Raw genomic sequence first — 26,186 nt, 5'->3', positions numbered from 1 at the left:
ATTGTTTTGACACAAAGGAAAAATTAAAATAGTTTACGAAACTTAGTACTCACGGGGAAAATGTCGGCAACCCTCGTCTCCTCAGCAACTTCCATACCCGGTGCATACTGGTCGTGGCGAGAGCAACCCATCTACTATGTGCGAGCTGGACAACAACACTCGCAACGTCCGCCACTGCTGCTAATTCATGGATTTGGTGGTTCCACAGATCACTGGCGCAAAAATATCGCTGGGTTGTGTAAAGATTATGAAGTTTGGGCGATCGACTTGTTGGGATTTGGGCGATCGGCTAAACCAAACTGGCAGTATAGTGGCGATTTGTGGCGCGATCAACTACATGATTTCATCACACAAGTCATCAATCAACCAGCTGTATTGGCAGGAAACTCTCTGGGAGGCTATGCCAGTTTGTGCGTAGCGGCGCAGCGTCCCGACTCTGCCAAAGGACTGATTTTGCTCAACAGTGCTGGGCCATTTACGGAAATCGAACCTCAGCCCCAACCAGATCTTGTTAGAAAGATTTGGGGCGAGATTATGCTATCCATTCTCCGCCAACCTTGGGCTAATTACTTGCTGTTTCAGTACCTGCGACAACGTTCTGTAATTCGTAAAACTTTGGAGAAACTTTATCTTGACCAAAGTGCAGTTACCGACGAGCTGGTAGAAGATATTTATCGTCCTTCTTGCGATCCCGGTGCCCCTCAAGTTTTTGCCTCTGTGTTCAGTACCCCTCAAGGCGAAAAAGTGGACGTTTTGTTAAAACAATTAATTTGTCCGCTGTTGTTAATTTGGGGAGAAGCAGACCCCTGGATGAATGTAAAAGAACGGGGAGCAAAGTTTCGTAAATTTTATCCCGAACTGACAGAATACTATCTGCGTGCGGGGCATTGTCCTCACGACGAAGTACCGGAACAGGTGAATACTTTGATTTCTGAATGGGTGTTAGGTAATTGCAAATTTTAAATTTCAGATTGCAAATTGAAAGTAATTTTTTATTTTCATTTGCAATCTTTTTTCTTCCCCTAACCCCTAACCCCTAAACCCTAACCCCGACGCCCTATAAAAATTATCGCCAATTGCCTACCAAAACGTAGGGAGCCCAAAAATAAGGAAATTTGTATCGCTTTGACTGCAAAAGCTGTACCTGAGCTTGTCTGAGTGCTTCAGCTTTCGTTATGCCGGATTTGGCTAACTCGTTGTAAAATTTCACCATCAAAGCTGCGGTCGAATCATCGCTGACTCGCCATAAAGTTGCTAGAGTGCTGCGTGCGCCTGCTTTTACCGCCACTCCCGCTAATCCTAAAGCGGCGCGATTATCGCCATCTGCGGTTTCGCAAGCGCTAAACACAAGCAGTTCGATCGGACGAGAAAATTTTTGTTGTTTCCGGCGCAGTAAAATATCTAAATCCTTGACATTAATTTTATCATTCCAAGTCAGGATAAAAGTTTTTTCAGCTTGGGAACTAAACTGACCGTGAGTGGCAATATGCACGATGGGAAAAGGAAGAACATTGAGTGCTTGTTGTAGATTGTTATCGGTAAATTCGCTATCTAACAATACCTGACTGTTTACCTGGGATTTGATTTGTTCTAATTCGGGTATTACATTAGGAAGGGCGGGAAATCCTTGACGTGCTTCCGATAAACCGGCTGTCAGCACTCTAAATTGCTCTCTTCTCAGAGGTTGAGGCGCGAGTAGCTGCAATCCTGGGGTAAGAGCAATGCTATATTTTTCGATTAAATATTGTTTGCCATCGTGCAAAGCAGCCATTGGGATATTTCGCAACAAACCATCTGGTACAAACACTAAAGTTTGCACTTTATTTTTCTCTAATTCTGCTTCTGCCGGTCTGATAATCCAGTCATATACTTGTTGTGAAAGGCGTAAAACCCGGTCATTGTTAGCAGCAACTCTACCTATGTCTTGTTGCAGTTCGTCGAGAATAATTGCGATTTCGCTCTCTGATTTGAGGGTGGTATATAAGCGCAGACCTGATTCTGGCAATGCAAAGATAACAGCTAATTTATCTTTCAAAATGATCGGATAAATTACGGCAGCAGATGTGTCAACTCGATCGATTTGTACTGGTTTGGCATTGATGCAAGCTTCTTGAAAGAAGTTATCTAATTCTGCTAGTTGGAGAGATTCGATCGCATAACGCGCTTGGCGTAAATTTTCTTGACTTTGTTCGCTTTTTATGCTTACTAATAAATCGACAAATTCGCGATAAACTGGTTCTACCGTATCTCGAAAAGAAAACTGGATATCGGAATTATCGGCATTAATGGCAACCAAGTCACTGCGTAGGGATTTAAGGGTTTCAACTGCTACGCCATAAGCTGCGATCGCACCTTTTTCATCACCTTGAGTTTTGAGCAATCTTCCTAACTGCCATTGCCACCGATAATAAACATCAGCAGCGTTAATTGCTTGTGCCAAAACAAGCGCTTGTTGAGTGAGATTTTCGGCTTCTTTTGCTTGGTGCGCTAGTTCGTACAATGCCCCCAAGTTACCGAGAGCAAAAGATTCAGCACGTGTATCTTTTATGCTTCTGGCTTCTTGAACTGCTTTAGCTAATATTTGAGCGATTTCTTGTCTATTAGCGAGAGGCAATTGCGAATTTTCTTCTTTTTTGCTATTATCTATTTGCGATTTTCCATTTGTCAATTTACCTAAACTTTGGGCAAAGTTAATGCGAGCAAATACAGACCTGCGACTGGCAGGTAATTTCTCGAAATGAATTTGCGCTCGCAAATTTTCCGCTTCGCTAAATTGTCTTTCTTCAAGCAGCAAGCTAAGTTGATTCACTTGTGCTTGCACGCGCATGATTGGGGAAGTCGATGTTTCCGCTGCTTGTTGATACGCGCTGATAGCAGCTTGTACTTCAGTTTTTGCAGATGCTGCATTCTCTAAATATTCTGCTCTATTTGCCAAAGCTCTGTTGGTATTTCCTAAACTGAATTGAGCCGCGCTAATTGCTGCTGGCGATCGCAACTCTTGGGCTATGCTCAAACTTTGTTGCAACAATTGGCGGGATTTTTCCAATTCGCCTATCGCACGCAATGAATTACCCAAACTACGCAAACCTGTTGCTTTTAACAAAGAATTCGGTTGAGTTTGCAGAGATACTTCTACTTCTTCTAAAGTTTTGCGAGCGCGGCGGTAAAGACCCAAATTTTGCAGAGCTTGGGCTTGATTGATTTGACAGCCGATCGCACCTTCTTTATCTCCGATTTGAAAATATGTTGTCGCTGCTTTTTGCCAATTTTTTAAAGCAGCTTCCGATTGTCCCAAAGCTAGTTGCAAATGACCTTGGGCATTCAAAGCTTGAGCCAGAATAATTCCCGATTCGCTATTGTTATCTGAGTTACGAATGAGGGCGAGACTGGAAGCGATCGCATCTTGAGCTTCTGGCAATTTTCCTAATTGTTGATAAGCCAAAGATAAATGATTTAAAGCTTGAGCTTCGCCGAGTTTATCGCCAGAAGCTTTAAATGCAGCAGCAGCTTGTTGCCAAACTTCTGCTGCTTGAGAAAATTGTTCGGCTTGAAAAAATTCTCTCCCCTGTTGTAATAATTGTTGGGAATTGGGTATCGGTGATTGAGAATTGGGGATTGGTTCTTTGGCATTTACGATGGCCCATTGCCCATTTCCCGTGAGTGCGATCGAAATGCCAACGCCCACAAGCGCGGCTAAAAATGCCAGTACAAATCGCGCTAGCCACTTTTTAGCCAATCGCCAATATCGAGATAGATGAAAACGATAGATATGGGATTTTGTCAAAAATGCGATATGCCATCCAGCACCCGGCGGGAACGTCTTTCTCAAAAATTGTTTATGTTTAATAAACATTTTATACCTCCCATTTTGCCCGCCAGGGATTTAAATCCCTACATCATAGCGAAAGTCCACGCTCAGTGGACTGCATAATTTTTGAGATTCCTCTTGAGAGGACTTGGACTATTAGCTGGGGAATTGATTCCCCAGCGGGCGAACAAATTAGTAAAAAAGCTCAAATTAAGGCGCATGACATATATCGTTCAAGGATAACCTCCTTAGTTGAGTGCGATAATTGGAAAATCTCCTAACTCTTTCAGTCCGGCGGATTCTAATAGTTTTTTCCACTCCTGTGCTAATTCTGTATCGTTAGGATCGTCGCGGCGCAGTTCGGCTAAGGTTGCCAAGGCATCGTACCAAACGCCATTTTGAGCGTACAATTGCGATCGCTCTTTTTGCCCCACTCCCTCTAGTTCGCTTGCCAAATTAGGCCGCAGCGCGTTTATTTCCACTCGCCGAATCCACCCGTCTACTGTACTGCTCTGACGGCGATTTTTGGAACTGCAAAAAATTGAAAAATACCAATGATAATTTTGGTTTTTATCTAACTTAACAACGTTTTTGGGTACGCTAAATCTGACTATTCCTGCTGCACCGGAAATGGGAAAAGTTGTGCGATAAACATCTTTTCCATCTTCATCCTGCAAGGCAAATTCTGCCATACGTGCGGAAGTTTGGGGCACATATACAAAAATTTGTGGATTTTCTTCTGTCGTTAACGCCCAGTTATTATCTTTATTCAAACTGGGGATCAAAGCAGTTAGCAACGTACTTGTATTTTGTTCATCTCTGGAACAACTTCCCGAACGAGTCGCTCCCGATGCAGTTTCTGGAGGTACGCCTAAATTTTTTGGCGGTACGTATTGCGCTATCTCAAAATTGGCGACTGGAAAATTTTCGGAGGGAATGAAATCCCTTTCAACTTTGTTTGTCAAAGATAATACCTGGTGTGGCAAGAGGACGATCGCGCACAAATCCAGACTTAGAGCTACCGTAAATATTGCTTTGCTTGAGATAGAAATCTGTCTGCTCATATGTATCTACTTATTTAGAAACGATCGCTGTTTGGATTACCTCCAATACCGCCAAATCTTTTATTATAGCGGTTCCCTGAATTAATTTTTGATTTTGCCATACCAAAGCTTTGTTAAAATTATTAACAAAGCAACTGGTTTCATTCAACCAAAACTTGATAAACCTTCACCGGATGTTCGCGTCCCTTGAGCAAAACGCTGCCGACAAGTTTGGTGAGAAACTTGTCTTGATTGTACAGATAAGTGTCCTCGCTAATCAAAATTCGGCAGCTACCTCCATCAAGAGTCTTATCATAACTTTCCAACCGCGAGGCAATATTAACTGTGTCTCCGATCACAGTATAATCCTGTCTGCGATCGCTTCCTAAGCTGCCGGCCACAACTACACCAGTAGCAATGCCTACTCGCATACATACAGTAGGTAGACCCTGACTCTGCCAGCGCCTGTTAAGCGATTTTAATGCCTCTGCCATTGCCACAGCACAACTGACTGCTTTTTCGGCGTCTAAAGCGATTTCTTCAGGAGTTGTAGCGGGGATGGGAACGCCAAAAACTGCCATAATTGCATCGCCGATAAATTTGTCAATTATGCCATCGCGATCGAGAACAACTTGCGTCATTACTTTCATATAATCATTGAGCCAACACATAAGTATTTTTGGCTCCATATTCTCGGCAATGCTGCTAAAACCTTTTAAGTCGGTGAATAAGACAGTTGCCGTCATTTCTTGAGCTTGTAATTCTCCCTCTTCTAAAAACTTAGATCGCTCGCGCCAGATAGCCTCGGCTATTTTTGGCGTCACATTGCGCTCAAAAAGCTTCATTAAAGCTTGGCGTTCTTCTCTTTCTAAATTGGCGATGTGAATAGCCATCGCCATCTGAGAAACAGATAAAGCTAGTAGCGAAGGAACTACTGGAATCCACCAACCAATCAAAAAAGCTAAGTAAGAACCAACAATTAAACCTCCTCCGATAATTGCGATTGTGAGGATGATTAAATAAATTAAATAAAGTCGATATTTTGTACTAAAATATCTCTCCCACCAAGCCAAACCCACACCAATTGCCGACCACCCAAAAATCCATAAGTACTCTAAAGGTTCAGACCAAACTTTAATCAAAGGTCGCCCATCAAGTGCAGATGCAATCATTTGGGATATCGAGTTAGCATGAATTTCTACTCCAGAAGTACGTTTCGGAGAACTCGAAATAATAGTATCATCGTAAGGAGTCTGGAAATAATCTTGTAAACTGGCGGCATTTGAACCAATTAAAACAATGCGATCGCGCATCAAATTGGCTGGAATTCTGTTTTCTAAAACATCCATCATCGTGACGATTTGGAAAGTTTCTCGTGGCCCTCTAAAATTAATCAGCACCTGATATCCGTTTGCCGAAGTACGGACATAGCCTCCATCATCGGGTTGAAAACGAATAAATACCGCCTTACCTAATTGTAAATATTCCGGATTTACTGCCGCATTTTTCGGAAGCATTCCCTTACCTTGCAGATAAATAAAAGCGAGCTTCAAAGGCAAACTGGGGATAGCTTCACCATGATTATTTCCTATATACAGAAAACCGCGACGAACTTTGCCATCTGCATCTATCGCTACATCGCTAGCACCAACTTGTCCTTTTTTAGCCAGGATAGGTGATGGATTAACTGCAAAACCATTCCGATCGCCACTTACTTTTTTTACTCCTATCAAATTAGGAGTTGTCTGAAAAACTTGAACCAGCTTTTGATGACCTGGTTCTACTGGTAAATCGCGATAAACGTCAAGACCGATCGCACTTGGTTTTTGCTGTTTTATTTTCTCGATTAACTCAGCGATATCGCCATCGGGAATAGGCCATTTGCCAACTTTTCTAATATCCGATTCAGAAATCCCTACAATCACAATACGCGAATCGGGAGATGACAGCGGACGCAGAAGAAAAAAACGATCCAAGGCTGACCATTCCAAAAATTGTAAAACTCCGGTTAGGCGCAGAGCAATTAATAGTGCGGCTACACTGGGGGCTGTAATTAGTACGCTACCCCAATCTTTAACAAAGGTATTCAGCCTTTTCCACATAATTGATTTAAACAATTTTAAAGGTAAATAAAGTACACATATTTGATGCACCATTTCGACATATAAAATGCAGCTAGTATTTAGTTTGACTAGCAAGGGGAAAATGTTCGGCCAAAAACGCTTCAGCAGCAGCGCGAATCTCCTGGGGAGATGCTTCGTTAACACAGACTACCCCATCCAGCGTTGCCGCTAACAAAACATCTAACATTTTGCTATATTGCGGCCCAGGTTTATATCCTAAAACTTTCAGATCGTTGCCGTTTAGCGGTGCTTTGATATTTCTCCATTCTGTCAAATATCGCCAAATCTTCCTACGCACAAATCTTGTGCTTTTCACCGCAACTAAAATTAAAGTAGGCAAATCGTAGCGGCGTAACAATTGCACTACTTTACTGATATGTTCGCATTTGGGTAAATTTTCGACAACTTCAAATTGAGCCTTATCCAAATTTTGCAAACGAGCAATACTATCTGTAGGTAGTTGGAGATTATTTGCCACCTTGCCGCGATATTCTGTTGCTAGATAAGCAATTAAAACTTCCAGTCGCATTTGCCAATGTTCTAAAGTTTTTTGAGCATCGAACCGCCGCAAACAGCGAGCGAGCAAACGCACTTGCCACCACAAATTTTCATCCAAATCCAAGGTAGGATGGATACAGCGCAACGCGCCTAAATCTGCGAGTAACTTTAAAGCCGCTTTCCAGTAAGGAGCTTGCAATATATATTTCAATTCGCTTTTGAGTCGCGTTTCCAGGGCGGGGGCTCGACCATTTTTGCCCTGCACTTGCTCGTAGATACCGCTAGCGATCGCATGACGAATATATCTTTCTGTTTGGGGTTCAATTTCAAATCCCAACCGCACCGCAAATCGCACAGCCCGATAAATCCGCGTTGGGTCTTCAATAAAACTATTAGCGTGCAAAACTCGAATTTGCCGAGATTGTAAATCCAATACCCCACCAAAGAAATCTAATAGCTCACCCGCACGCGGTTCTGTTAACCTTACCGCCAAAGCATTGATAGTAAAATCGCGCCGATACAAGTCCTGACGAATAGAACTCGCTTCCACTTCTGGATTAGCAGCCGGATAAGGATAAAATTCCGTTCTCGCCGTCGCAATATCAACCCAAAGAGAACCTAAATTTGGGTCGTTGTGCCACAACAAAGCAGCTGTTTGAAATTGACCGTGAACTTCTAAACGCGCAGCCGGATAAACTTGCTGAAGCGCTTTAGCTAATTCTACACCTGCACCGACATCAGCCGAGCGGTGAAAGCCGTCTACTACCAAATCTATATCTTCAAGCAGTACTTGTCCTTCATTATCAGCTAAAAGCAAATCCCGCACCGCACCACCAACTAAATAAAGATGCCAGCCTCGTTTTTCTGCCTCCTGAAATGCTTTTTGCAGTAATTGCCAAAGTGGAGAAGCGAGACGATCGCGAACAGAAGGCAGCAGGCAAAGCGCAAAAGACAAAAGCGAATCATCTTCCCATACTTTTGACTTTTGACTTTTGAATTTTGCCTTTTCTTGGTGCAATTGCCGCAACACATCCGTGCGCGTCACAATTCCCACTAACTGCCCATTTTGCAAAACTGGCAATCTGCCAATATCGTAAGTCACCATCAGCGACTCAATTTCTGGCAATGGCGTATCGGGAGCGATCGTTTTTAGATTAGTAGTCATGTAGCCTTTTACAGGTGCGTGACTGAAACCGTGATGCAGAGCAATATCGATATCTCGTCTCGAAATAATGCCAACCAATTCATCTTGAGCATTTACCACAGATAAACCAGAATGTCCGTAACGCAGCAAGATTCGTTGCGCTTGTTCAATTGTCGTATCCGGGCGAATTGTCCGCACTGGCGATGACATCAATTCCCTTGCCGTAGGGGGATGGGGAATCTGATTTTCCAGCTGTTCCACCAGCTGTTCTAATATTGCTTGTGAATCGACCGATCGCAAATTTGCAGACGCCGCCTGGGAATGACCCCCACCACCGATTTCTTGGAAAAGTCGGTTGAGGTCAGTGCCATCAATACGCGATCGACCAATTATCGTCAACCGATCGTCTGATTTTGGATTTTGGGATTGTAAATAGGTTAATTCTTCCGTCTCCCCCGCTCCCCCTTTCCCCCGCTCCTCTTCCCTCTGCTGATATCTCGCCGCCAGCAGCAAAGCATCACTTTCAGTTAGCTCGATCAGTTGGGATGCAAGACTCGATAACCCAGGTACAAAACCGGAAGTACTCAGCAAACACCAAGATATAGTGTGACCCCATTTGGTTATCCTCTGCATATTGTCGAGGGCAACTTTGAGCAGTTCTTGCAATTGGCGAGATAAACCTGGGTCAATATATTCGGCAATTACTTTCAAACTCGCTCCTTGGGCCATTAACCAACCCAAAGCGGCGGCGTCTCTTGGCGTCGTATGCTCAAAAGTGAGAGATCCCGTATCTACATGAATACCCAACGCCATCACCGTCGCCTCAGCGGGTGTCAGTTCGATTTTGGATTGGGAAGATTCTTTACTCAGTCCCCAGTCGCTTTTTTGTAGCTGTTCGACTACCAGGGTAGTAGTAGCTCCGACTGGCTCAATATAAATTTGGGTAGCTGGAATATCGCTATCTCCAGCTGGGTGATGGTCGTAAAGGACAATTTCATTCAAGTGGGGTAAGTCAAACCATTCAGCTGCTTTGCCAAGGCGATCGCGCTGTTGCGTATCGACTACAGTCAGAGAACGAATCTGTTTGGCATTAACCGATCGACGTTCGATCAAAGCAAACTCATCCCGGTGCAATGCCAAAAAATCCCGCACCGCTGGGTGTGCGCCCCCAGGCAAGACAATTTTCGCCCCAGCTTTCAGGCGCGATAATCCTACAGCTGCCCCCAGAGCGTCAAAATCTGCGGTTGTGTGACACAGTATCAAATCCATCTACCTTTACCACTCTTGCAAAATTTGCGATCGCTCTCTTCCCACACCCAATCAAACCTTCAATTCCATTACAGCTAAAAATCTTTGCGCTTGTTTTGGCCGAACTAAAAATCTAAATCCAGATTCTCACCCGCTCCCCCACTCCCCCACTCCCCCACTCCCCCGCTCCTGCGATCGAACTTCGCCAAGAATTAGTATTACTTTCGGTGCGATCGAGGTGGGCAGAGGCGTGTCGCTGTGCTGATAAAATGCCTTAAGACGGTAGACCGTGTTAGAAATCCGTTAGGCTGTTAGTGGTCGGGGTACGGTCAATTACCCCCTTAGACCTCCGTTCTCCGAACAAGAGCTAGACACGGCTAGAAAATTGGCAGGGTAAGCGATCGGATATTGTATCCTTAGCAATTGACGCTAAATAACGCTTGTATAACTAAAAATCCCGCTACTAAAAAAGGTGGGAATGTCGCTCGGTCTGTTGCTGTATTGGGAGAACCGCAAATGACAATTTTGTTTCAATTAGCTTTGTTTGCTCTAGTCGTCGTATCCTTTGCTATGGTGGTGGGCGTCCCCGTTGCTTATGCAACACCTCAGAATTGGGATCAATCCAAACGGCTTCTGTGGTTGGGTTCGGGCGTCTGGGTTGCTCTGGTGCTTATAGTGGGCGCATTGAGCTATTTTGTTGTTTGATCCGAGTTCATCAGTCATTAGTCGTTTGTCATTAGTCATCGGTTATCGGTCTCTCAGTCATGAGCAGCTAACCAATAACTTCTGACTTCTGACTTTTGAAAACTAACAAATGACCGATACCCAATGATTAATGACTGATGACTGATGACTCATCACAAACGATTAATGGCAAAGGACTATTGATATGGCAGTTTTCGAGGGAAATTTTACTCAGACAGAATCTCTGCGGTTTGCGATCGTCATCGGTCGATTCAACGACCTCGTGACAGGCAAACTTTTGGAGGGTTGTCAAGATTGTTTGAAACGCCACGGCGTCGATGTCAATCCTCACGGCACTCAGGTAGATTATGTTTGGGTTCCGGGTAGTTTTGAAATACCTTTGGTAGCGCGTCAGATGGCGATCGGCCAGCGCTATGATGCCGTAATTTGCCTGGGTGCGGTAATCAAAGGGCAAACGCCTCATTTTGACTACGTGGCGGCGGAAGTATCCAAAGGAATTGCTGCGGCTGGGTTTCAAACCGGTGTTCCGGTAGTATTTGGCGTCTTGACCGCAGACACGATGCAGCAAGCTCTGGAAAGAGCCGGAATAAAAAGCAATAAAGGCTGGGATTATGGGATGAGCGCTCTGGAAATGGCGACTTTGATGCGTCAAATCAAGGCCAGTTCAGATATTCAGCCAATACCTGCCTCCCTAAAAAGTGCTGTGGCTCCCAGGGAATCGGTATAAGAGAAATCCCAGAAATCACTTTCCCAAAAAAAATTCCCTTGCATAGTTGACATACAGGAGTTATTTTGACATACTAAAGAAAGTTCAGAGGTTGCGGGCATAGCTCAGTGGTAGAGCGTCACCTTGCCAAGGTGAATGTCGCGCGTTCGAATCGCGTTGCCCGCTTAAAAGTTAAAACAAATGCAAACGGTAGAATCTTAAGCTTCACCAATTAACATTTCAGCACTTTTTGCGAAGGAAAGAGGCAGAAATTGATAGTGGATTGGCCAAAAATTAGGCGATCGAACTGGTACTTCTAGGACGGCTTTGATTAATTTTGTGTTAATCTCAATGTCTAGCAGGATAGGGTATTCAACCTGGATAAAAACCCAGTCGCCTACAGGCAAAGCACCTTGAAAACTGAGGATAGAGGGTTCTAGCAGGAAATGCACTGTTAGGTAAAATCTTCATGCAAGTACCAGAAAACCAAAATTTTTGAGGTTGAAACTGTAGGGTAGGGCATACCCAAACAGGCTTCTGAAATGGAGTAAACGCTTGGGGAGAGAACCATCTCTGGTGCAAAACAGGCAACTGGGTTGTATTAAGTGGACTCGTTGAACCAAGAATCTCCGCCCTGAAGTGCGGGGAGTGTCAATAAAATGTTTTAAATCCCCTTTGGATAAACTCGGTTTGCTTGAAGACCGCTTGTGCCATCCCCGAAAGCCCAAAAGATAGATTTGAATGCTGACTACCCTTGTCCCTGCGGACGAAAGGGTCGTTTAGTGCCGATCGTACTGACGGAAGCCTTTGGCTGCAATCGCTGTCAGCAAATATTTGTCGTGGAAAAAAGCGAACAGGTAATTGAACAACTATCGACAACACATCCCTACAAGAAAGCTTGGCTGTGGACGGGCAGTCGATGGTACAGAGCCCATACTGGTTTGAAAGAACATTATTTGGCATCGGCTTTTGTGTTAGTTGTCCTGCTTCCGCTTATATGGGTGATAGGGGTTTGCAACATCCCAAACTTAGCTAACAGGCATTTGTGGGCAATAATACCCGTAGTGCTTGTGGAATTAATAGCACTGATACAGTGGTTAGCTTACAGGCGTTAGCTTTATGACTGCTGAAACGTTTGATGCAGCACCCGATCTGATGGCGACAGTTAGCAGCGCCTGGAGAGCATCTTTCGACTTAGGTACAACCAAGGGAGTCGATCGCAGCCGCGCTGTTGTGGCAATGGCACAAGCGCTGAAACGTGCCTCAGACGAGATTCTGGAAGCAAATACGCTCGACCTTTTGGCGAGTCGGGAAATGGCAGTGCCAGACCTAATTTTGGATTGGCTGAAACTCACACCCGAACGTCTCCAGACAACGATCCAAATGCTACAGCGGTTAGGAGAATTGTCCGATCCGTTGCGGCGAGTGATGAGCGCTTCCTATCAGTTAGAACACTCCCAGACTTATTGCCAGCTGATGCCTTTGGGCCTAATCGCTTTAGTGTATGAGGCATTTCCGGAATTGGGAGCGCTGGCGGCGGGTTTGTGTATCAAAACCGGCAATGCCTTGATTCTGCGAGGGGGAACAGAGGCGAGTCACTCGAATGCGACAATTGCCCAAGCTTTACAGTCAGCTTTGCAAGATGTAGGTATGCCGGCGGGATGTTTGGAACTGCTGCCATCGGATCTAGGCAGTTCGCTGCGGGATTTGATAACTCAAGACCGATATATAAATTTAGTCATACCATACGGTCGCCCCAGCCTTGTGCAGCAGGTAGTGCGGCAGTCAACTGCACCTGTTTTAAAAGCGGGGATGGGGAATTGTTATCTGTTTTGGTCGCCATCTGGTAGTTTGGAGTTGGCTCGCTGGATGATTTTAGATAGCCATCAAAGCGAACCCGACCCGGTTAACGCGATCGAAAAAGTTCTCATCCACAGCAATCAAAAGCCCTCTTCCTTGGTGACGCTTTGGAACAGCTTGAAGGAAAAGGGCTTTAAAATTCGAGGGGATGCCCAGTTAGTCAATGAGTTTCCAGACTTGAAGCAGGTGAGTGAGTCGGAGTGGGGGGAACCTTACTTAACTAAGACAGTTGCTTTTAAAGTAGTCAATAGCTTGGAAGAAGCGATCGCTTGGATTAACCAATACAGCAGCGGTCATGCCGACTGCATAGTCACTGAATCTTACCAAGAAAGCCGTCAGTTTGCCTTGGGCGTCAATAGCGCCACTACATACATCAACGCGACTCCTCGCTTTTCGCGCAATCCCTCGCGAGGCGATAACATTTTTCTCGGTATGTCTAACCAAAAAGGACATCGGCGCGGCTTGATCAGCATGGAAACCTTAACAACTCTTAAGCACATTGTCCAAGGCAATGGCAGATTTTAGGGATTCTTGGGCAAGAAAAGTCAAAAAAAAGGAGAGTGGGAGAGTGGGAGAGTGGGGGAGTGGGGGAGCAGAAGAATTAATATTTTCCCTTTTCCCTTTTCCCTTTTTCCTTTCCCTCCTCGCTCTCCCTCTTCTTTTTGACTGAGTGACTTTTGACTTTTTTTAGCCCCTAAATCTACTTTTGTGCCAGTTTCACATTTGTGGCCAGACCAAGAGCTTGTAATAATTGAATCGTCATCCAGGTGAGGTCAATTTCCCACCAATGCAAGCCGTGACGAGCCGAATATTGGAATGCGTGGTGATTGTTGTGCCAACCTTCACCGTAGACTAGCAAAGCAACCCACCAGCAGTTGGTGGAGCGATCGCCTGAATCATAGGTGCGATAGCCAAATTTATGGGTAGCGCTGTTAACTAGCCAAGTGCAGTGATACACAGCAACTAAACGCACAAAGATTCCCCACAACACAAAAGACCAGCCGCCCAGCAGATAAAGCACTACGCCCAGGAGAACTTGGAGCGGGACAAAATACTTTTGTAAAAACTGATAAACTGGATCTTCTGCAATATCTTTGGTAAAGCGGGGAATTTCATCCCTAGACGGTAGCTCGTAAAGCATCCAATTCAGATGACTCCACAAAAAACCTTTGTTGGAATCGTGAGGATCGCCATCCTTATCTGAGTGTAAATGATGCAGGCGGTGCATACCCACCCAATCGATCGGCCCGCCCTGGCAGGCTAAGCTACCAAAGAAAACCAGGATATATTCCAGCCACTTTGGCGTTTGAAAACTGCGGTGAGTGACCAAGCGATGAAATCCCAGGGTGATTCCCAAACCACCCGTCACCCAATGCAGAAAAACAGCCAAGCCTACCGCAGCCCAGCTAAAATTGCCGGGAAGGAAAGCAAACACGGCTACGATGTGAATCGCAACCATAAATAAAATCACAGGCCAATCGAGGCGAAGTTTGGTTGAGGTGGCAAGCGTCATGCAGTAACCTTGATACGAATTGTGCAGCCCAATCTGCGTGACCCAAAAATCCGCATAGCTATTTCGGACTTGTGGGGCGGCAATATTTTCATGCCGCCCCACGAGCCAACTATATCGTGAAAGAGGAATTGATGAACAGCTCTAAACAGCTGCTGGAAGCAGAACAGGCACTATTTCCGATTTTTTCTGGTATTGACACTCAGGTCAAGCAAAATCTCAAAAGGGTTCTGGAAGCCTTTCGCCGTCATCGAGTGGGAGCCCATCATTTTGCCGGAGTTTCCGGGTACGGTCACGACGACTTGGGGCGTCAGACAATGGATTTGGTATTTGCTGACGTGATGGGTGCTTCATCGGCGGCAGTACGGGTGCAGTTTGTTTCTGGCACTCATGCGATCGCTTGCGCCTTGTTTGGCGTCCTGCGTCCCGGAGATGAAATGCTGGCTGTCGTCGGTTCCCCCTACGATACCCTGGAAGAAGTAATTGGCTTGCGGGGTCATGGGCAGGGTTCATTAATTGACTTTGGCATTAAATACCGAGAATTGCCTCTTACTAAGGCAGGAACTGTCGATTACGATGCCCTTTCGCAAGCAGTAGGGAATAGTACTCGCTTAGTATTCATCCAGCGCTCCTGCGGTTATTCGTGGCGTTCCAGCCTTTCCATTGCCGATATCGAGAAAATTATCTACATCGTCAAGCAGCAAAATCCTCACACAGTTTGTTTTGTGGATAACTGCTACGGCGAATTTATCGAAGAAAAGGAACCCACCCACGTCGGTGCTGACCTCATTGCCGGGTCTTTGATTAAAAATCCCGGCGGTACGGTGGTGAGTGCTGGTGGGTACGTTTCCGGCAGAGAAGATTTAGTGGAAGCAGCCGCCTGTCGCCTCACAGCACCCGGAATTGGCAGTGCTGGCGGTGCTACTTTCGATCAAAATCGCCTGCTGTTTCAAGGGTTGTTTTTGGCCCCGCAGATAGTAGGGGAGGCCATGAAGGGGAATCACCTGACTGCGTATGTGTTTGACAAGTTAGGTTATCCGGTGAATCCTTTGCCGATGAGTCCCCGGCGAGATGTGATTCAAGCAATTAAGCTGGGTACGCCTGAAAAGCTGATCGCTTTTTGTCGAGTTGTTCAGCAGCATTCACCGATCGATTCCTATGTCGAACCGGTGCCTTGGGAAATGCCGGGATATGAAAGTAAAGTGGTGATGGCTGGCGGTACGTTTATCGAGGGCAGCACTTTGGAGTTTTCCGCCGATGGGCCGTTGCGGGAACCGTACATCGTCTATTCTCAGGGGGGAACGCATCGGGCTCATATTGCGATCGCACTGGAAGCTTTGATCGATGCGATCGGCCCTGCTTAAGCTATTGACATTTTCAGCAAATCATGTATATGGCTGGAACCGGGTTTCTGGCTAGCGTGGGATCGCAACACTTTCTAGCTAATTAGTTGCGATCGCAATCAGTTTTAGGCCAATGTTATACTTGCGATCGATCGGAAAAAATATCTGTTGATATCCATCCAGTATTATGGGCGATAAGCATTCTACTGGATGGAGCTATCGTGTACTGATTAACAACCAAAAAATATAAGGTGGGCAATGCCCACCCCACTTTATTTAAAAAGGAATGTCATCGACATCAGGCTGATTTCCAGCTATTGATTGACTTTGGTATGACTGTTTTTTAGCCGTCGGTATTGGTTCATCTTCATCATCATCTACTGAGGAAATATTAGCCATATTGACAGTACGGGTAGAAACAGGAGGAACTGTTGCTGTTGCAGCGGTTGAACTATAAGATTCAGAACCGACATAATTTGTGGTGTTTCTAGAAGTTGTAGATGCCGTAGAGATAGGCGTCCCGCTAGTTGTTGCAGTTGGAAAAGCGTCGTTGCTACCCAGATAGTGAATTTTTTGTGCTGTCAATTCAGCACGTTTTTCCTTGAAATTTTCCTGTCTTCGCTCGAAAGTTACGATGCTAAGACGACCTTCAATGATGATGCGATCGCCTCGGTGACAGCGTTGGTGAACTTCTTGTGCAAGATTTCCCCGCCCTACCACTTTTATGGTGTAGGGCGGGTCTTCTTCCCGTTGGCTGGGAAATTGCACAAACATCTCAGCAACAGCGACTTGGGAGTCGCCCGGTGTATAGCGAAGTTGAGGTTCTTCAACGACCTCTGCCATCAAAATGCAGCTATTCATAATCAAATTGTCCTTTTTCAGTTACTAATCGGTCATCAGTCATCGTTCGTCGGTCATCGCGCATTGGCAATTGTTATTGCTATTATTCATTATCGCTTATTTGTTAACTAATGAGTTGTGAAACTCGTAAATTACTAATTGCTAATGATGCAATTATATATCTACAACAGCTTCCAATCCCTGCTGATCGTCAACAAAGTTTTGAACGCGGGCGCGGTATTCCCTCAAAGTTTCATCCACCCATTCGCGCTCGTTACTGTTGGCGAAAATATGCACCATAGGCTCCCCGGCATCTGGTAAAATTAACACCCAACTATCATTAAATCGATGGCAAATCTTGACGCCATCGACTAACTCTAAGCTGTCAGTTGAATGGGTTTCCACCAAATGACGCATCAGGGCTCCTTTGACCGTCCAAGGACAACGAACGGAGGTAGTTTTGTGTGCAACGCGGGGCATAGATTCGCGAATGGAGCCGAGACTTCGCTCCTGAATCGTGAGCATCTCGATCAGTTTGGCAATGCAGAACATGGCATCAAAACCGGGATGCAGTTGGGGGAAAATAAATCCCATTTCTCCCGAACCGCCCAAGACCACATTAGAATGATTTTGAGACGCTTCCATTAAAGCACTGGGATTAGCTTTGGTGCGAACAACTCTGCCATCGTGACGACGCGCAATTTGTTCTACAGCACTGGAAGCATGAACCGGCACCACTACCGTACTTCTGGGATTGGCAGTAAGCATCATATCCACCATTAAAGCGGTTAACATCTCACCGCGAATTGGCATCCCAGATTCATCGACCAAAATCATCTGTTCCCCATTTGCAGATACCTGAACGCCAAAAGTAGCCTTGAGTGCTTCCACAACATGACCGAGTTGATGCAGTAAAGCTTCTCGTTCTGCTATGGATACGGCAGTTTGATTGAGACTGGCATTCAGGACTACAGCATCGCAGCCAAACTTTGCCAAAAGTTGCGGTAGCACAGCGCCAGAAACGGCATAAACATAATCAATTACGACTTTGGAATTGCTACAGCGAATGGCTTCTACATTAAGATGCTTCTCAAAGCTGGTACTGTAAATATCCATCACCTGGCTGGGATAAGCCATGTTACCGATTTCGTGAATTTGGGCTCGCCGCAAATCTTCTTTGAAATATGCCCCTTCTATTTTTTTCTCCTGAGCTTTGGAGATGTTGATGCCTTTGCCATCTAAAAATTCAATCAAAATATGATCGGCTCGGTCTGGGTGTATGCGTATATGAATACCACCGGCAACCGAGAGGGTAGGAATCAACGTGCGAGCGATCGGAATCGATGTTGCTTCTAAGTTCTGAATGTTGACTCCCACGGACATCATACCGGCAATCATAGAACGGGAGACCATGCGGGAAATACTGCGTTGATCGCGGGAAACAGCAACTTGAGAACCGGGTTTTAAAGTGGAGCCGTAAGCTGCTCCCAGTTTGACGGCAAATTCTGGGGTGATATCGATGTTAGCTAATCCAGAGACACCCCGTTGCCCGAATAAATTGCGGTGTGCTGTTTGACCCCAAATTAAATTGATGTTGAGGGTAGCGCCAGATTCAATTTGTTTGCTGGGCCAAACACGGACGCCGGGGCTGATCAGGCTTTCTTCTCCTACAGTGGAAAGGGAACCGACTACGGCTGCTTCCAGGACGTGGGCGCGGCGGTCTACTCTGGTACCTCTGGCGATTACGCAGGCGCTGAGATGGGCTTCTTCGCCTATGATGGCTCCATTCCATATGATTGGGCGTTTGAGACTGGCGTCAGCACCGATCGTCACATTGTCCCCTATGATGGTTCCAGCTTCAATTTGCACTCGCGGGCCAATCCGGCAGTTGTTACCGATCAGCACGGGGGCTTCTATTTCGGCGGAGGGGTCTATGTAGGTATTCTGACCTACCCAAATTCGATTTCCTCTGGCTTTGGCAGATCTTTCTTCGTAGGCAAAGTCGAGTTTGACTTTGGAGTAAAGCCCATCGTATTGAGCTTCCCGATAGGCGTCGAGATGACCGACATCGCACCAATAGCCTTCGGCAATGTAGCCGTACATGGGGATGCCTTTGTTCAGGAGAAGGGGGAATAAATCTTTGGAAAAGTCGCTTTCTTGGCCGGCTGGTAGATAGTCTAGGACTTCTGGTTCTAGGATGTAGGTGCCGGTGTTGACGGTATCGGAGAAGATTTCGCTTGTGGATGGTTTTTCTAAAAAACGGTTGATACGGTCTTCTTCGTCGGTGATGACAACACCAAATTCGATCGGATTGGGAACGCGGGTCAAAATTATCGTGGCTTTTGAGTGACGGCGTTTGTGAAAGTGAATGGCGGCGCTGAGGTCAAAGTCGGTGATGCTGTCGCCGCTGATCACTAAAAATGTTCTATCTAAAAGTTCGGCAATGTTTTTTACACAACCTGCTGTACCCAACGGCTGGTCTTCTTCCACAGCATAGGTCATCTGAACGCCAAAGTCGCTGCCATCGTGGAAGTAGTCGCGGATAACGTCGGGTAAGTAGTGCAGGGTGGCAATCACTTCGGTGATGTGATGCCTTTTGAGTAAATTTATGATATGTTCTGCGATGGGTCGATTGAGGATCGGCACCATCGGTTTTGGCAGATCGCAAGTTAGCGGTCTCAGCCTAGTTCCAGATCCGCCAGCCATTAGCACTGCCCGCATATTTCCTCCTGTTTCCACTCTTGTCTTGTCGTCTCGAATTCTTGGCGATCGGCTTGTCTACAGATCCCAGCCTGGGCTTTGCACTCCAGCTCCGGCGTCGTCAAAGGATGTCGCCCCTTTTTAAATTAACAAAAGTGGAGAAAGTGGAGCAAGAATTCCCCCACCATCTTACATGGTGGGGAATAAATTGCTACCAACCAACCGTCATCGTAGCCACAATAAAAATCTTGGGCTATACTCTTATCAGGGTTGCTTAGCATCAATAATGTATCAAACCTGTAAGTTTCGTATCTATCCAACTCCTGAACAACAAGCGCATTTATCAAAAGCGTTTGGGTGCTGTCGTTGGTTTTGGAATTACAGCTTGAACCTGTGCCAAGAAACTTACAAGACTACAGGTAAGAGTTTGTCTAGAGCTAGTATCCAAGGCTTATTACCAGAACTAAAAAAAGAGTATACTTGGTTAAAAACGGATGTTTATTCCCAGTGTTTACAAGTGGTCGCTCTCAATCTTTATACTGCTTACAAAAACTTTTTTGAAAAACGAAGTGGTTTCCCTAGTTTAAAGTCAAAACATGGTAGACAATCAATCAGTTTCCCTCAAAATGTCAAGTTAGGTAAGAACTCAATTAAATTGCCTAAATTAGGGGAAATTTATTGTCGTATTCATAGACCGATAGAAGGCACGATTAAAACCGTGACGATTTCCCAAAACCCCGATGGCAAATATTATGCTTCTATCTTGGTTGGTGACGGTAAGGAGCAACCGCTAATCAGTAGCGAAGGCAAGGCGATAGGAATTGATGTTGGCGTCACCCATTTTTGCATTACCAGCGATGGAAGCAAATATAGTAATCCTAAGCACTTTGCTAAACATCAACGCAACCTGAAGCGCAAACAGCAAAAATTAAGTCGTAAGAAAAAAGGTAGTAAAAGGCGTAATAAAGCTAGGATTACAGTTGCTCTTATTCACTCTAAAATAGCTAGATGTCGAGAAGATTTTCTACACAAGCTATCCCGCAAGATAGTCAACGAAAACCAAGTAATAGTGGGAGAAAATCTCAATATCAAAGGCATGGTACGCAATCACAATCTAGCGAAAGCTATTAGTGATTGTGGGTGGGGAATGTTTCAGACAATGCTCAAGTATAAAGCAGAAAGAGAAGGAAAAATTTATCTAAAGGTTGACATATTTTTTCCAAGCTCTAAAACTTGTAATCATTGTCTGCATAAAGTCGCTGATATGCCTTTAGATATTCGTGAATGGATTTGTCCTAAATGCGGTACATTGCATGACAGGGATGTGAATGCAGCAAAAAGCATCAGAGATGAGGGCTTGCGGATATTGTCGTTAGGAACTAGCGACACTGCCAACGGAGGGAATGTAAGTCGAACTGGTAAAACTTCTGTTTTGCTAGACGCAATTCCCTGTGAAGTTGGAAGCCCCGACTATGCTCCAACATAGTCGGGGTAGTTCACAGATTTGAATAGGCTAAGGTGATGGGGGAGTCAAAAGTCAAAAGTCAAAAGTCAAAATTTTTCCTCTTCCCTAACCCCTAGTCCCGACGCCCTAGTCCCGACGCCCTAACTGTTCTGACAATGACGGCCTGAGTACACATAATTGAAATAAAGAGGGTATCCGCTGCAAGGAGATTTTATGAATAGTTTAATTGTCATAGCATTGCTGGTAACTTACGTAGGCGGGGTCTGGAAGTTCTGGACTGGCTTTGAGAAGACTAACTTTAACCGCAATTTGACGACTCGGCTATCTATGTCGATGTTGTGGCCATTCTTACTGATTAACAAATCGTATCGTAAGAACTTTACCAAAGCTTTGAAGGGTTAATCGTTTTTTTGGCAGAGTGGGCTTTTGCAGTACCAAGTAGAATCAATTGGGCGACTGTGGCTGATCGGTGGAACTACTGAAAGTATCCAGCTGGCGGCGGCGATCGCACAAGGTCAGCTGCCTTGCACTATTTCGGTAACTACGGAAACTGCGCGATCTCTCTATCCCGATGTGCCGATTTTGCGTGTCTGGGTGGGGCGTCTTTCCCCTTCGGAGATCGGGCAATTTTTGCTCGCCCAAAATATTGTGGCGGTGCTGGATGCTTCTCATCCTTTTGCGCTGGAGATTTCTCAAAATGCGATCGCGGCTTGTTCGCAATTGCAAATTCCCTATCTGCGCTACGAACGCCCCCGTTTGCAGGGGGAGAATAATGCGATCGTCAATAGTAAACTGATTGAGTTAGATACTTTTGCTACGCTTGTTGCTGGGAATTATCTGGAAGGACAGCGAGTGCTGCTCGCTGTGGGGTATAAAGCTTTACCTCTGTTTCGTCCTTGGCAAGACCGATCGACTTTATTTGCTAGGGTTTTACCTTCCAGTACTTCTATTGAAGCAGCAATAGCTGCTGGGTTTACTCCAGACCGAATTTTTGCGATGCGACCGCCAATTTCTGCCGATTTGGAAAAAGCTTTATGGCGTCATTGGCAAATTTCAATGGTAGTCACAAAAGCTTCCGGTACTAGCGGCGGGGAAGATGTTAAGCGAAGCGTAGCAGATGAATTAGGAGTAACTTTGGTAGTTATCGATCCGCCTGCGATCGACTATCCGCAAGTTACTAGCGATTTGTCAGAGGCGATCGAGTTTTGTCAACTGAATTTATCGAAAATTTAACTTACTTTATTTTTAGTCAGGAGAGCATCGCCCACCAATATTTAGCGGGCAATGCCCACCCTATTGGGCTTTACCAATCATATTGAAGCTCTCCAGTCTCAATTTTGTCTAAAACCAGTTTTCTGTACAATTCAAGTTCAGTCACCGTAACTTTTTTATCGGCATAGGTTGCCGCTCTAATATCATCGAGTTCTTTGCGAGAAATCTTGCCATCGGCTACCGCATTATTAATCACGGTTTTTAGTCGTTCTAGGTGCTGCTTTTCTTCCGGTGTAGGTTGTGCCGCATTTGGGCGTTCAATTAACATGATGACCACCTCCTAAAGGTAGATTCTTATATGATGGATAATATTTGTCGAAAATTAAATAGTGAATTGATTTATTCAAGGGTAATTTTCATAACAAATTATGTAGTTTATGACATAAAATAAATATTTCTAAAGTTTTTTGTAGGTAAATTTAACATTTATAAAAAAATAGATATTTATCTTTGCGTTACTTTACTTGCAGATTTAGGGAAAACACACTCGTCCATAATTGTGTGAATTGTAAGCATTCGTATTTGGCAAGTAAAGTGCTTCTAATTTACTTCGCATCTTGAGTCATCACCCACTGCAACAAACCGGGAAATAAACGGTATGCTTCTGTAGCAAGGAATGTAGGGCCAACAACTACTTCAGATCGTTTATTTTTAACAGCATCCCAAATCGCATTGGCAATATCTTCCGGTTTGCTTACCCACGATGATTCAAGTACCTTCTTCATCTGCTGACGGCGCGATTCTATTTCGGATTCATCTTTACCTCGAAACATAGCGCGTTCCATAAAATCACTGTTAATAACTCCAGGATGTACACCGCACACTTGGATACCTTTAACTGCGAGTTCCAAGCGAAGGGTTTCTGTTAACCCCGTGATTGCGTACTTGCTGGCACAATAGGCGGTCATTTGTGGCAGAGGCATTTTGCCGCCGAAAGAACCCACGTTGACAATAGTGCCTGTGTTCCGCTCTAGGAAATGAGGCAAAATAGCATTAATTGTATAAACGTAACCCCAAAAATTGGTGTCCATAATCTGCTGCCAATCACGCAGAGAAGTTCTTTCCATTGGCGCAGTGAGACAGATGCCTGCGTTGTTAATCAAAACATCGATATTTCCGAAATTTTCTATCGCTTTATTGACCAGCGTTTGTACTTGTTCAACATTGCCGACATCGGTAGAAACAGCTAAAGCAGAACGACCGAGGTTATGGATTTCTTGCGCTACAGCTTCTAATCTGTCTGCTTGACGTGCTGCTAGGACAACATCGTAACCTTTGCGAGCAAATAAAAGTGCAGTTGCTTTGCCACTGCCTTGAGAAGCGCCTGTAATGAGAAGAGTTGGAGCCATATGGTTTTTTGATATGTTTTTAGTAGGCTAATGCTATGCCATCGGCGCGGGGTTCGGAAGCGGCAATCAAAACTTTGTTTTGCCGCCAGATAATCTGACCTTTACCAAACAGTGCGACATCTTCGGTAATTTGAACTTCGTGACCTTTTTCGGATAATGCCTGTGCTATTTCTTGAGATACTGCTGGCTCTAAAAGTACTCTTTTTCCCGATACGAAATGCCACCTGGGAGCATCTAAAGCTGCTTGCGGATTCATCCCATAATCGGCGAGATTTACTACTACTTGAAGATGTCCTTGGGGTTGCATTGGCCCTCCCATGACACCAAATGGCCCTAAAGGTTGATTGTTTTGGGTGAGAAATGCGGGAATAATTGTATGAAAGGGACGTTTTGCTGGTGCAATTTGGTTGGGATGTCCTTCTTCTAAGGTAAAAGCGATTCCCCGGTTGTGCAATGCTACGCCAGTACCGGGAACGAGTATGCCGCTGCCAAATCCCTCGAAATTTGATTGGATGAAAGAAACCATTAATTCTGCATCACTTGCTGCTAAATAAACGGTTCCACCTTTAGGAAGTCCGGATTCGGCGATAGGAATAGCTCGATCGTTAATTAAGTTTCTCCGTTCGCCTGCATAAGTTTTATCTAACAGATGTTCTGCGGCAACTGTCATAAACCGAATGTCGGCAATATGACGGTGAACGTCGGCAAATGCCAACTTCATTGCTTCGATTTGGAGATGATAGCTTTCGACTGATTCGCGGGGATATTTGGCAATATCGAAACCTTCTAAAATGTTTAAAGCTATTAAGGCAGCTATGCCTTGTCCGTTGGGTGGGATTTCCCAAACAGTTAAATCGCGATAATTTGTGCAAATTGGCTCTACCCAATCTGCTTGATGTTTGGTAAAATCGTCTCTTGTTAAAAACCCACCTGTATCGGCTGCAAAATTTGCTATTTGCTGTGCTATTTCGCCTCTATAAAAACTTTCGCCGCCAGAAGATGCGATCGCTCTCAGGGTCTTGGCGTGCCACTCACTTGCCCAAATTTCCCCCGCTGCTGGTGCGCGGTTACCAGGGAAAAACACTTCTTTAAAATGTTGAAATTCCGGACGAGTCAAGGATAGAAAGATATTTTGCGATCGCTGCCAAGCTTGTGCCGTTACTGGCGATACGGGAAACCCTTCTTCTGCATAGCGAATTGCTGGCGCAAATAACTGCTCGAACGGCAATTTTCCCCAGCGTTCCCACAACTTTCTCCAAGCGGAAACCGCACCGGGAACTGTGACAGGTAACCATCCGGTAGATGGTACTTTATCCATGCCGATAAATGCTTCTTGAGAGAGAGATTGGGCGCTTTTTCCAGAAGCATTTAAACCGTGCAATTTACCATCCCAAACTAGGGCGAAAGCGTCTCCACCGATGCCGTTGGAGGTGGGTTCGACGACAGTAAGTGCGATCGCCATCGCCAATGCCGCATCTACTGCATTTCCTCCAGACATCAGCATTTCCATGCCTGCTAAAGCAGCTAGGGGTTGACTTGTCGCCACTGCACCCCGCCGCCCCATCATCACCCTTCGCCCAGAGGCATAGGGATAGTCTGTCAAGTTTCCTATTTGCATAATCAAGGCAAAAGGCAAAAGGTAAAATGCCAAATAAATAATTACTAACTAAAGATTGGGAGATAGGGAAATAAGTAGAAATATTTTCATAATAAATTGAATATTTACTTTGACTTACTAGCCCCTACGCCCTTATCCCTAGACCCGACGCCCTTATTTCTTATTTCCCGCCATAGTAGAAGGCAATTTCTTTCTCTTTGAGGGGTGCAAAGTCGGCGTCTATTAACATTTGGTTGAGTTCTGCTTGGGAAATGTGTTTAGCGCCGATGCGAACAATGCGCGATCGCATGGTATTCGATACACCGCTTCTTTGCCGTCCTGCTTCCAACCCCATCACCTGGCGATAGAGTTCCAGTTTGGCAAGCGGAATGGGGCTACCGTCAAAGTCTATTCCTTGGGCGATCGCTTCATCAACAGCATCTGCACCTGTGGTTGATTGGGAAGTTGATGTTTTTTCGGACGACATAACAACCTGCAAAAGTAAGAACAAGATTATTTTACCAGGATGGGCAAATATGTAATTAGGCTGATGTCCGATATCCATTGAGAAATAAAACTTAATATTTAGAGGTTGAATAAAGTCTGTAGGGTGCGTCAGGCGTAACGCACGCAATTACTGAAAGTATGGAAAAGGAGGCAAAGGCTTGACTGACGAACTGAAAAAAGGCGATCGCGTGGAGTGGAAAACCTCTCAAGGTACTACCACTGGCGAGGTGAAGGAAAAACTGACTTCTCCGACGGATATCAAAGGACACCACGTTGCTGCGTCGGAAGATAACCCGGAATATCTGGTAGAAAGCGATAAATCTGGAAAAGAGGCGGCTCACAAACCAGAATCTTTGCAAAAAATCAAGGGTAGAGAAAAGTCAAAAGTTAAAAGTCAAAAGTCAAAACCTACTTAGTTTAAAGAAGGTGTCAGCTATCGGCGATCGCAAGCAATCTATTTAGCGCATA

22 protein-coding genes and 1 tRNA gene are annotated in these 26,186 nt (G+C 45.1%); 11 read left to right on the top strand and 12 right to left on the bottom strand.

Going from position 1 to position 26,186, the window contains the following annotated elements:
* The first annotated feature begins 60 nt into the window (after positions 1 to 60).
* Positions 61 to 963: an alpha/beta fold hydrolase gene (locus ACE1CD_RS28105; RefSeq protein ID WP_374795909.1), complete on the top strand. Its 903-nt coding sequence runs from the start codon at positions 61 to 63 to the stop codon at positions 961 to 963.
* A 103-nt stretch (positions 964 to 1,066) separates the two neighbouring features.
* On the opposite strand, the gene ACE1CD_RS28100 is transcribed toward ACE1CD_RS28105, so the two are convergent.
* The 4 genes from ACE1CD_RS28100 to ACE1CD_RS28085 all read right to left on the bottom strand — a co-directional run bounded on the left by ACE1CD_RS28100 (position 1,067) and on the right by ACE1CD_RS28085 (position 9,885).
* A complete protein-coding gene (locus ACE1CD_RS28100) occupies positions 1,067 to 3,853 on the bottom strand; it encodes a CHAT domain-containing protein (protein ID WP_374826915.1) in 2,787 nt (928 codons plus the stop codon).
* 203 nt (positions 3,854 to 4,056) lie between these two features.
* Complete coding sequence (locus ACE1CD_RS28095; RefSeq protein WP_374795911.1) at positions 4,057 to 4,872, bottom strand: DUF928 domain-containing protein; 816 nt, start codon at positions 4,870 to 4,872, stop codon at positions 4,057 to 4,059.
* Positions 4,873 to 5,012: 140 nt separating this feature from the next.
* Positions 5,013 to 6,953 carry a CHASE2 domain-containing protein gene (locus tag ACE1CD_RS28090; RefSeq protein WP_374795912.1) on the bottom strand — a complete coding sequence of 647 codons (1,941 nt, stop codon included), beginning with the start codon at positions 6,951 to 6,953 and terminating at the stop codon, positions 5,013 to 5,015.
* Positions 6,954 to 7,026: 73 nt separating this feature from the next.
* Complete coding sequence (locus tag ACE1CD_RS28085) at positions 7,027 to 9,885, bottom strand: CBS domain-containing protein (protein ID WP_374826914.1); 2,859 nt, start codon at positions 9,883 to 9,885, stop codon at positions 7,027 to 7,029.
* Positions 9,886 to 10,380: 495 nt separating this feature from the next.
* Here ACE1CD_RS28085 and psbZ point away from each other — a divergent pair, with 495 nt between their 5' ends.
* From psbZ to ACE1CD_RS28070, 3 genes are all read left to right on the top strand, one after another.
* Positions 10,381 to 10,569, top strand: a complete 189-nt coding sequence (gene psbZ / locus ACE1CD_RS28080; RefSeq protein WP_190464334.1) for a photosystem II reaction center protein PsbZ — start codon at positions 10,381 to 10,383, stop codon at positions 10,567 to 10,569.
* A gap of 184 nt (positions 10,570 to 10,753) precedes the next feature.
* Positions 10,754 to 11,296, top strand: a complete 543-nt coding sequence (ribH, locus tag ACE1CD_RS28075; RefSeq protein WP_374795914.1) for a 6,7-dimethyl-8-ribityllumazine synthase — start codon at positions 10,754 to 10,756, stop codon at positions 11,294 to 11,296.
* A gap of 93 nt (positions 11,297 to 11,389) precedes the next feature.
* Positions 11,390 to 11,461 (top strand) — tRNA-Gly (locus tag ACE1CD_RS28070).
* Positions 11,462 to 11,493: 32 nt separating this feature from the next.
* Here ACE1CD_RS28070 and ACE1CD_RS28065 read toward each other — a convergent pair.
* Positions 11,494 to 11,727, bottom strand: a complete 234-nt coding sequence (locus ACE1CD_RS28065) for a hypothetical protein (RefSeq protein WP_374826913.1) — start codon at positions 11,725 to 11,727, stop codon at positions 11,494 to 11,496.
* A gap of 255 nt (positions 11,728 to 11,982) precedes the next feature.
* Here ACE1CD_RS28065 and ACE1CD_RS28060 point away from each other — a divergent pair, with 255 nt between their 5' ends.
* Entirely contained in the window at positions 11,983 to 12,390 is a 408-nt protein-coding gene (locus ACE1CD_RS28060; RefSeq protein WP_374795916.1) for a hypothetical protein, read from the top strand.
* A 4-nt stretch (positions 12,391 to 12,394) separates the two neighbouring features.
* Positions 12,395 to 13,660, top strand: coding sequence for a glutamate-5-semialdehyde dehydrogenase (locus ACE1CD_RS28055; RefSeq protein WP_374795917.1), 1,266 nt, complete (start codon positions 12,395 to 12,397; stop codon positions 13,658 to 13,660).
* A 175-nt stretch (positions 13,661 to 13,835) separates the two neighbouring features.
* Here ACE1CD_RS28055 and ACE1CD_RS28050 read toward each other — a convergent pair whose 3' ends face one another.
* Positions 13,836 to 14,648 carry an acyl-CoA desaturase gene (locus ACE1CD_RS28050; RefSeq protein WP_374795918.1) on the bottom strand — a complete coding sequence of 271 codons (813 nt, stop codon included), beginning with the start codon at positions 14,646 to 14,648 and terminating at the stop codon, positions 13,836 to 13,838.
* A gap of 131 nt (positions 14,649 to 14,779) precedes the next feature.
* Here ACE1CD_RS28050 and ACE1CD_RS28045 point away from each other — a divergent pair, with 131 nt between their 5' ends.
* Positions 14,780 to 16,009 carry an aminotransferase class I/II-fold pyridoxal phosphate-dependent enzyme gene (locus ACE1CD_RS28045; protein WP_374826912.1) on the top strand — a complete coding sequence of 410 codons (1,230 nt, stop codon included), beginning with the start codon at positions 14,780 to 14,782 and terminating at the stop codon, positions 16,007 to 16,009.
* Positions 16,010 to 16,264: 255 nt separating this feature from the next.
* On the opposite strand, the gene ACE1CD_RS28040 is transcribed toward ACE1CD_RS28045, so the two are convergent.
* Positions 16,265 to 16,849 (bottom strand): single-stranded DNA-binding protein, encoded by a 585-nt coding sequence (locus tag ACE1CD_RS28040; RefSeq protein ID WP_374795920.1) that lies wholly within the window; start codon positions 16,847 to 16,849, stop codon positions 16,265 to 16,267.
* 153 nt (positions 16,850 to 17,002) lie between these two features.
* Positions 17,003 to 19,549 (bottom strand): sugar phosphate nucleotidyltransferase, encoded by a 2,547-nt coding sequence (locus ACE1CD_RS28035; protein WP_374795921.1) that lies wholly within the window; start codon positions 19,547 to 19,549, stop codon positions 17,003 to 17,005.
* 265 nt (positions 19,550 to 19,814) lie between these two features.
* Between ACE1CD_RS28035 and ACE1CD_RS28030 the strand changes: the two genes are divergently transcribed.
* The 3 genes from ACE1CD_RS28030 to ACE1CD_RS28020 all read left to right on the top strand — a co-directional run bounded on the left by ACE1CD_RS28030 (position 19,815) and on the right by ACE1CD_RS28020 (position 22,226).
* Complete coding sequence (locus tag ACE1CD_RS28030; protein ID WP_374826964.1) at positions 19,815 to 21,014, top strand: RNA-guided endonuclease InsQ/TnpB family protein; 1,200 nt, start codon at positions 19,815 to 19,817, stop codon at positions 21,012 to 21,014.
* Positions 21,015 to 21,206: 192 nt separating this feature from the next.
* Positions 21,207 to 21,395: a hypothetical protein gene (locus ACE1CD_RS28025; RefSeq protein WP_374795922.1), complete on the top strand. Its 189-nt coding sequence runs from the start codon at positions 21,207 to 21,209 to the stop codon at positions 21,393 to 21,395.
* 24 nt (positions 21,396 to 21,419) lie between these two features.
* Complete coding sequence (locus ACE1CD_RS28020) at positions 21,420 to 22,226, top strand: cobalt-precorrin-6A reductase (protein WP_374795923.1); 807 nt, start codon at positions 21,420 to 21,422, stop codon at positions 22,224 to 22,226.
* Between the two features lie 70 nt (positions 22,227 to 22,296).
* On the opposite strand, the gene ACE1CD_RS28015 is transcribed toward ACE1CD_RS28020, so the two are convergent.
* From ACE1CD_RS28015 to ACE1CD_RS28000, 4 genes are all read right to left on the bottom strand, one after another.
* Complete coding sequence (locus ACE1CD_RS28015) at positions 22,297 to 22,533, bottom strand: hypothetical protein (protein ID WP_374795924.1); 237 nt, start codon at positions 22,531 to 22,533, stop codon at positions 22,297 to 22,299.
* Positions 22,534 to 22,810: 277 nt separating this feature from the next.
* Positions 22,811 to 23,614, bottom strand: coding sequence for an SDR family NAD(P)-dependent oxidoreductase (locus ACE1CD_RS28010; protein WP_374795925.1), 804 nt, complete (start codon positions 23,612 to 23,614; stop codon positions 22,811 to 22,813).
* A 19-nt stretch (positions 23,615 to 23,633) separates the two neighbouring features.
* Positions 23,634 to 25,232 (bottom strand): gamma-glutamyltransferase family protein, encoded by a 1,599-nt coding sequence (locus ACE1CD_RS28005; protein ID WP_374826911.1) that lies wholly within the window; start codon positions 25,230 to 25,232, stop codon positions 23,634 to 23,636.
* A 160-nt stretch (positions 25,233 to 25,392) separates the two neighbouring features.
* Positions 25,393 to 25,698 carry a DUF4090 family protein gene (locus ACE1CD_RS28000; RefSeq protein ID WP_374795927.1) on the bottom strand — a complete coding sequence of 102 codons (306 nt, stop codon included), beginning with the start codon at positions 25,696 to 25,698 and terminating at the stop codon, positions 25,393 to 25,395.
* A 178-nt stretch (positions 25,699 to 25,876) separates the two neighbouring features.
* Between ACE1CD_RS28000 and ACE1CD_RS27995 the strand changes: the two genes are divergently transcribed.
* Positions 25,877 to 26,134, top strand: a complete 258-nt coding sequence (locus ACE1CD_RS27995; RefSeq protein WP_374826910.1) for a DUF2945 domain-containing protein — start codon at positions 25,877 to 25,879, stop codon at positions 26,132 to 26,134.
* The last annotated feature ends 52 nt before the right edge of the window (positions 26,135 to 26,186 follow it).

The organism is Aerosakkonema sp. BLCC-F183, assembly GCF_041929145.1.
Lineage (GTDB): Bacteria > Cyanobacteriota > Cyanobacteriia > Cyanobacteriales > Aerosakkonemataceae > Aerosakkonema.
The sequence above is the reverse complement of the archived record's forward strand: the minus strand, read 5'-3'. Positions and strand labels throughout refer to the sequence as shown.